The following is a 7,140-nucleotide window of genomic DNA, read 5'->3' on the forward strand; positions in this document are numbered from 1 at the left end:
CCTGCCACTGCCGCCGCTGACCAACGGGATGGCCTGGCACCCCCGCCACACCGCCGACGGGGCCCACCAGTGGCTGCGTGACGCCGTGCGCCGCGTCCTCCGCCCGACCCCGGAGGACTGGCGCGTGGTCCGAAGGTGAGGTGAGCGGCGGCGTGTCGGTGGCCAGAACGCGGCGGTCGAGCAGCGCGCTCGACCGCGAACGTCGACTACCGGGCTGTTTCCCGCCGCCACGTCCTGTTCCAGCGCTCGGCCGCCCCGATCGAGAGCCGAGGCGGACGGTGACCGCGCTCACCGCCTCGCGGGAGCACGCCGCAGGCCGGGCAGCACCTGTTCTCACCTCTCAACGCCCACCCGCACGCAACGCAGGTCACGAGCGGGTCCGCGCCGGAGTCGTGCGCGGCGACCACCCTGCGGACGACGGTGACCAGCCGATCCGTGGGGTGCTGCTCGAAGTCGGGGCAGTGCAGGTGGATCGCGTCGCCGAACGCCCGGTCGGCCCGCCGCGGGACCCGTCGCCCGGTCGCCTTCTCGCGACGACGGCGTTCCTGGAGGGCTACCGCGCGTTCCCTCCAGACCGCACGGGCTTCTTCCAGCTCGTCCACCGCGCGGCGCAGTGAACCGAGGTCGTCCTCCAACTGCTGCGGGATGCGGGCGTTGACGACGAGGTGGTGCCAGGTGGCGCGGAAGCCGTAGGGGGCGAAGTGCAGCGCGCACTCCCGAAGGGCGAGCAACCGCGCGCGAGGGGTGAGCGCGTCGTCGCGCACCCGCCGGGCAGCCGCGGGGAAGCTCGTCACGATCGGATCGTAGGGGGAACGCCGGTACTCGTGCCGCCGGTTCGAGCTCGATCCCCAACCGGCCGGGTCCGCCCGTTCACCGGTTGCGGCATCGTCGGCTGCGCGTCGGTCAGGTCATGCCGCCCCCGTCAGGCTCGGCGGTCGCCCCGGTGGCCCGCCCGGAGCGGGTTCACGGGTGTTGCCGCGGCGGGGTGACGGGGATGGACTGGGCGTGGTGGAAGACGTCGTCGGGGTCGACGGCGCGTTTGGCGCGCACGAGCCTGCCGAAGTTGGTGGCGCCGTAGTAGAGCTGCCACCAGCTCGCCGCCTCGGCGGTGGGGCGTTCCGGCAGGTCGGCGTCGAGGTAGTTGACGAAGCAGCCGTCGGTGGCGGCGCCGTCGGGGTCGTGGTCGGCCGCTGCGGGCACCCCGCCGGTCTCGGCGTAGATGCGGGTGTAGGTGTCGCGCAGCCACCGGACGTGGTCGTCGTCCTGGGCGGGGTCGGTCCAGAAGGTCATGTACTGGACCTTGATCACCGAGTCGCGGTGCGGGGTGGCGGTGGCCTGCTCGGTGGTGGCGTTGACCTGCCCGCCGTAGGTGTCCAGGGACACCCGGGCGCCCTCCGCGCCCCGACCGGCGGCGGCGAACGTGGCGACCAGGGTGTCCACCTGGTGGTCGGTGAGGCGGCGGTGGTAGGCCGACTTGTAGTCGGCACGCCGGTTCCAGGTGCCCTGAGCGTGGCCCGGGCCCGGGTCAGGCTCTCGGGCGCGTCGTCGTCGATGGCGACCTGGGTGGTGAGGTTGATCGCCCGCGAGTCGGAGGTCAGCTGCGGGAAGACGCGGAACAGCGCGAACAGCTGGTTGTCCGCGGTGGACCCGGGGGTGGAGCGGCACTCGCACCAGCGGCTGAAGCGGCGCAGCATGCGGGCCGGCTCGGCGCCGCCGGAACCGACCTGGTCCCAGCCGATGGTGATGTCGTGCAGCAGCACCTGGCGCGGGGCGCGGGGGAGCAGTTCGCGCGGGGGAGTGCGGTCGTCGGCGCCGGCGGTGACCACTTCGACGCCGTGCAGGTGGTCCACGGTGAGCCCGTTGCGGCGGGACAGCAACCCGTAGCCGCCGCCGACGATGTGCCCGCCGGCGCCGACGGTGGCGCACGACCCGCCGGGGATGGTGGTGCCCCAGCGGCGGTGCAGCTTCACCGGTCGGCCAGCGTGAACGCCTCGTCGTGGTCGTGCGTCACGACCAGCGCGGTCGCGCCCGTCTCGCGCAGCAGCCGCGCCAGGTCCACCGCCAGCTGCTCCCGCAACGCCCGGTCCAGCGCGGACAGCGGCTCGTCCAGCAGCAGCAGCCGGGGTCGCGGCGCGAGGGCGCGGGCCAGCGCCACCCGCTGCTGCTCGCCACCGGACAGCGACGTGACCCGCCGCCCGCCGAACCCGGCGAGGCCGACCAGCTCCAGCAGCGCGGCCACCCGCTTCTCGCGCGCCTCCCGCTCCACCCGCCGCATCCGCAGCCCGAACGCGACGTTGCCCGCCACGTCCCGGTGCGGGAACAGCTGCCCGTCCTGGAACACCAACCCGAAACCGCGCCGGTGCACGGGCGTGCCGGCCAGGTCCACGCCGTCCCACGACACGGTCCCCGCGCTCGGCGGCTCCAACCCGGCCACCGCGCGCAGCAACGTCGACTTGCCGCAGCCCGACGGCCCGAGCAGCGCCACCACCTCGCCGTCCGCGATCGACAGGTCCACACCGGACACCGCCGCCACGTCCCCGTACCGCACGCCCAGCCCGTCGACGCGCAACGACATCAGAACTCCCCGCCGCTCGGCACGCGCAACCGCTCGATCACCAGCACGGCCGCCGTGGTCACCACCATCAGCAACGCGCACGCCGCGTAGGCCATCTGGCTGTTCAGCTGACCCGGCCGCGACATCAGCCGGGCGATCACCACCGGCAACGTCGGCGCGTCCGGTCGGGCCAGGAAGCTCGTCGCGCCGAACTCCCCCAGCGCCACCACGAACCCGAACCCGGCCGCCGCCAGCAGCGACCGCGACGCCAGCGGGAGGTCGACCTCCCGCCACACCCGCCACGGGCTCGCGCCCAGCGTCGCCGCCGCCTGCCGCAGCCGTTCGTCCACGGCCCGCAGCACGGGCAGCACGATCCGCACGATCAACGGCGTCACAACCAGCGCCTGCGCCAACGGCACCAGCAGCGGTGACGTGCGGAAGTCACCGGGCAGCGCGTCCATGGTGACCAGGTAGCCGAAGCCGAGCGTCACCGCGGACACGCCCAGCGGCAGCATCAGCGCCGTGTCCAGGGTCTCCGCGAACCACGACCCGTGCCGCCGCAGGCCCACCAGCACCACCGCCGACACCACGCCGACCAGCAACGCCACCAACGTCGCGTCGGTCGCCACGAGCACGGAGTTCACCGCCGCGTCCAGCCCCGACACGGCCAGCGTGCCGCGCTCCCCCGTGCCGGTCAGCGCCGCGTACCCGGCGAGGCTCCAGCCGTCGTCGGTCGCCAACGACCTCAGCACCAGCCCCACCACCGGCGTGAGCAGCGCCACCACCACCAGCCAGGCCGCCACGACCACGCCCCGCTCGCCGCCCACCGGTCGACGCGGCGGCTCGACCCGCAGCGGCAACCCCTGCTCCCGCCTGCGCCGCGCCAGCCCGCCGACCACCAGCACCGCGACCACTGCGACGAACTGCAGCAACGACAGCGCGGCGGCCCCGGACAGGTCGAACAGCTCCACCGTGCGCAGGTAGATCTCGGTCTCCAGGGTGCGGTGGCGCGCGCCGCCGAGCACCAGCACCACGCCGAAGCTGGTGGCGCAGAACAGGAACACCACCGACGCCGCCGACCCGATCGCGGGCGCCAACGACGGCAGCACCACGGACGTGAACGCGCGCACGCGTGACGCGCCCAGGGCCCGTGCCGCGTCCTCCGCGCGCCGGTCGACCCGCGCCCACAGGCCGCCGACCGTGCGGGCGACCACGGCGACGTTGAAGAACGCGTTGGCCAGCACGATCGGCAGCACACCGCCGTCGGGCCACAGCGCCCGGAACGCCAGCCCCACCACCACGGTCGGCAGCACGAACGGCACCATCACCGCCGCCCGGACCACGCCCGTGCCGCGGACCCGGCAGCGGGCCAGCAGGAACGCCACCGGCAGGCCCGCGACCAGCGCCAGCACCGTCGACGCGGCGGCCTGGCCGAGGGTGAACCCGACCAGGTCCCACGTGTCGGCGCGGGCCAGGACCGGCAGCACACCGCCGTCACCCAGGCCGAGCCCGACGATCGCCAGCACCGGCCAGGCGAAGAACACCCCCAGGAACGCCAGGGGCAGCAGCGCGGCCAGCGACCACGTCAGCCGCGGGCTCGGGGACAGCCGTCGACCTGGGTGCGCCCGTCGGCTCAGCCCTGGACCAACGTGCGCCACTGCTGCACCCACCGCTCGCGGTTCGCGTCGACCTCGTCGGCGGGCAGCGACCGCGCGGTGGTGGGCAGCGGAGCGGCCTTCGTCCACGCCTCGGGCAGCGCGACGCCCTCGCGGGCCGGGTAGACGTACATCTGCCCCGGCACGGCGGCCTGCACCTGCTCGCCCAGCAGGAAGTCGACGACCTTCTTCGCGTCCTCGGGGTTCTTCGCGCCGTTCAGCACGCCCGCGTACTCGACCTGGCGGTAGCACGTGTCCAGCAGCGCCTTGGTGCGCGGCGTGCCGTCGTCACCGATCTCCGCCGACGGCGACGACGCGTACGACACGACGATCGGCCGCGGCCCCTTGCCGCTGGAACCGGAGAAGTCCTGGGTGTAGGCCTCTTCCCAGCCGCTGACGACCTTCACGCCGTTGGCCTTGAGCTGACCCCAGTAGTTCGTCCAGTTGTCCGCGCCGAACCGGTCGATGGTGCCGAGCAGGAACGCCAGGCCCGGTGACGACGTCGCCGGGTCCTCGACCACCAGCATGTCCCGGTACTTCGGGTCGGCCAGGTCGGAGTACTGCTTCGGCTCACCGACGTCCTTGAACGCCGCCACGTCGATGTTGAGGCACACGTCACCGACGTCGACGGCGTGCAGCCGGTTCGGCGGGTCGAGCTGGTAGCGCTGCGAGCCCTTCTGCGCCTCGGGGCTCGCGTACTCCGCGAACACGCCTTCCTTCAGCGCGCGGGACGCGAACGTCGAGTCCACGCCGAAGGCGACGTCACCGATCGGGGCGTCCTTGGTCAGGACCAGCTTGTTGGTCACCTCGCCCGCGTCACCGCTCGCGAGGGTCTTGATCGTGATGCCGGTGTCGGTCTTGAACTTGTCCAGCAGCTCGGGGCTGAGCGCGAACGAGTCGTGCGTCACCAGCGTGACGACCCGCTCCCCCGCCGCCGGCGCGTCGGACGTGGTCACCGAACAGGCCGTGAGCAGCGCGAACGCGGTCACGGCGGGCAGCACTCGTCGGAACATCATCTCTCCCTACACCGGCATGACCCGGATCAGGTGTGGACGGTCGAAGGCTCGCGCGCCTTCCTCTCAGCCCGGCGCAGCACCGGACTCCCGTGGCGAACGCGCAGCTTACCCCGCGCGGTGGCACGATCGGCCCCATGGCCGAGCTGCTGACCGACGACCAGGTGACCGCCTCGCTGACCGCGCTGCCCGACTGGCGGGCGCAGGACGCCGCGCTGGTGCGCACCGTGGAGCTGGAGAGCTTCGCGCAGGCGTTGCAGGTGGTGAACCGGGTGGCGGAGATCGCGGAGAACGACGACCACCACCCCGACATCGACATCCGCTGGCGCACGCTCACGTTCCGGTGCAGCACGCACTCCACCGGCGGGATCACCGCGCTGGACGTGTCACTCGCGGAGGAGATCGACGGGGTCCTCGACGCGCTGCGCTGAGGCCTTCGCCCGGTCCCGGAGGACGACGGCGATCGTGACCAGCGTGAGCAGGCCCACCGCCGGGTAGACCCAGCCCAGCGCCGAGTAGTACCAGGGGCGGGGGATGATCCAGATCGACGGCTGCGCCTTGAGCAGGAACGAGATCAGGTAGCTGCCGATAGCCAGGACCCACGCGACGGCGGTGGCGGTGGCGAGCCGGTGCCGGGCCGAGTAGATCAACCACATCAGGGCGGGCACGGCCCACACCCAGTGGTGGCTCCACGAGATCGGTGAGACGAGCAGGCCGAGGAACTGCACGGCGACGACCATCGCCAGCACGTCCTTCGCCTTCACCGCCGCGCGCAGCGCGAACCCGGCGAGCACGGCGGCCACGGCCACCGCGGCGAGGAACAGCGGCCCCGTGCCGATGTCGTAGCCGACCGTGCGGGACAGCGCGCCGCGCAGCGACTGGTTGATCGCGGACCCGACCGGGCCGACCCGGGAGGCGTCACCGAGCAGGTGGAACCAGTACTCGTTCGACAGGGCGGGCGACACCGCGTACGCCACCGCGACCGTGCCGAAGAACGCCGCGATCGACCACACCGCCGCCTTGTACTGGCGGTTGACCAGGAAGTAGAGGCCGGAGATGGCGGGCGTGAGCTTCAACCCGGCCGCGATGCCGACGCCCGCGCCCCGCTTCCAGTTCCGGGCGCTGACCATCGTGCCGAGCAGGAGGGCCGCCAGCACCAGGTTGATCTGCCCGTAGTTCAGCGTGGTGCGGACGGGTTCGACCCACACGAACAGGCCGGTCCACAGCATCGCGCGGCGCGGGTCGTGGCTGCCGAGGAGTTGCAGCGACTTGCGGGTGGTGAACCACAGGCAGGCCAGGCAGACGAGCTGCCAGAACCACCGCGCCACGCCCCACGGCACCCACGACAGCGGCACGAAGACCAGCGCGGAGAACGGCGGGTAGGTGAACGGCAGGGCGAACTGGTCGGAGAACTCCTTGAGCCGCCAGTCGTAGAGCAGGCCGGTGAACAGCTCCGGCGAGGCGTTGCGGTAGACCATCAGGTCCACCATGGTCATCTTCGTCTGGAACGCGACCATCGCGAGGTGTCCCAGCAGGGAGAGGCCGAACACCCAGGGCGCGACCGCGAGGGCTCGCCCCTCCAGTGCGCGAAGTCTCACCCTGCACCTCCACGTTCGTGTGAATTGCACGACTGCCGGGCCACGGAACCGGGTACCCGGACGTCAAGACGAGTGGGAGATCAACGCAAGGGGATAACCGCATGACCACCGACATCGTCGTCTTCACCGTCTCCGCACTGGGGATGCTCGCCACCGCGGGGGGCGTCTTCGCCCTGGCCCGCCACAGCCGCAACCAGGTGCGCTGACGCACCAGCACAGTACCTCGGGGCGGGGGGGGGGGGCGGGACCCGCCCGCCCCCGGCGCTGGGCCGCCCGGGGGCCGCCGGCCCCCGCGCCCCCGCCGCGCGTCGGGACGGCCA

The 7,140-nt window shown here is 72.9% G+C and carries 7 protein-coding genes, 1 pseudogene and 1 riboswitch; of the genes and pseudogenes, 1 reads left to right on the forward strand and 7 read right to left on the reverse strand.

From position 1 onward, the window contains the following. Nucleotides 1–206: 206 nt before the first annotated feature. The 6 genes and pseudogenes from AB0G02_RS15000 to AB0G02_RS15025 form a co-directional block, all read right to left on the reverse strand. Nucleotides 207–794, reverse strand: a complete 588-nt coding sequence (locus AB0G02_RS15000) for a hypothetical protein (RefSeq protein WP_360793967.1) — start codon at nucleotides 792–794, stop codon at nucleotides 207–209. Between the two features lie 169 nt (nucleotides 795–963). Continuing rightward, entirely contained in the window at nucleotides 964–1,383 is a 420-nt protein-coding gene (locus tag AB0G02_RS15005) for a BBE domain-containing protein (protein ID WP_360793969.1), read from the reverse strand. Beyond that, the gene (locus tag AB0G02_RS15010; RefSeq protein ID WP_360793971.1) at nucleotides 1,305–1,970 is read right to left on the reverse strand and encodes a hypothetical protein; all 666 of its coding nucleotides are present in this window, start codon (nucleotides 1,968–1,970) and stop codon (nucleotides 1,305–1,307) included. The genes AB0G02_RS15005 and AB0G02_RS15010 overlap by 79 nt, the downstream gene beginning before the upstream one ends. Beyond that, nucleotides 1,970–2,575 (reverse strand): annotated as a pseudogene (locus AB0G02_RS15015) (ABC transporter ATP-binding protein); the annotation flags it as partial. The gene AB0G02_RS15010 and the pseudogene AB0G02_RS15015, both read right to left, overlap by 1 nt. Continuing rightward, a complete protein-coding gene (locus AB0G02_RS15020) occupies nucleotides 2,575–4,212 on the reverse strand; it encodes an iron ABC transporter permease (protein WP_360793973.1) in 1,638 nt (545 codons plus the stop codon). The pseudogene AB0G02_RS15015 and the gene AB0G02_RS15020, both read right to left, overlap by 1 nt. After that, complete coding sequence (locus tag AB0G02_RS15025; protein ID WP_360793999.1) at nucleotides 4,188–5,222, reverse strand: thiamine ABC transporter substrate-binding protein; 1,035 nt, start codon at nucleotides 5,220–5,222, stop codon at nucleotides 4,188–4,190. Before AB0G02_RS15025 ends, AB0G02_RS15020 begins: the two co-directional genes overlap by 25 nt. Beyond that, nucleotides 5,210–5,326, reverse strand: a riboswitch (TPP riboswitch). It overlaps the preceding gene by 13 nt. Nucleotides 5,327–5,359: 33 nt before the next feature. On the opposite strand from AB0G02_RS15025, the gene AB0G02_RS15030 reads away from it, so the two are divergent. Beyond that, complete coding sequence (locus AB0G02_RS15030) at nucleotides 5,360–5,653, forward strand: 4a-hydroxytetrahydrobiopterin dehydratase (RefSeq protein ID WP_360793975.1); 294 nt, start codon at nucleotides 5,360–5,362, stop codon at nucleotides 5,651–5,653. On the opposite strand, the gene AB0G02_RS15035 is transcribed toward AB0G02_RS15030, so the two are convergent. Then, nucleotides 5,609–6,820, reverse strand: a complete 1,212-nt coding sequence (locus AB0G02_RS15035; RefSeq protein WP_360793977.1) for a mannosyltransferase — start codon at nucleotides 6,818–6,820, stop codon at nucleotides 5,609–5,611. The two genes, AB0G02_RS15030 and AB0G02_RS15035, sit on opposite strands and share 45 nt — an antisense overlap. Between the last annotated feature and the right edge of the window lie 320 nt (nucleotides 6,821–7,140).

The sequence above is a fragment of the Actinosynnema sp. NPDC023658 genome, assembly GCF_040639995.1.
In the GTDB taxonomy this organism is placed as follows: domain Bacteria; phylum Actinomycetota; class Actinomycetes; order Mycobacteriales; family Pseudonocardiaceae; genus Actinosynnema.

What these genes read in the sequence shown, in the direction of transcription:
- AB0G02_RS15025 (WP_360793999.1), bottom strand. Translation starts at nt 5,222, where the DNA reads ATGTTCCGACGAGTGCTGCCCGCCGTGACCGCGTTCGCGCTGCTCACG.
- AB0G02_RS15030 (WP_360793975.1), top strand. Translation starts at nt 5,360, where the DNA reads ATGGCCGAGCTGCTGACCGACGACCAGGTGACCGCCTCGCTGACCGCG.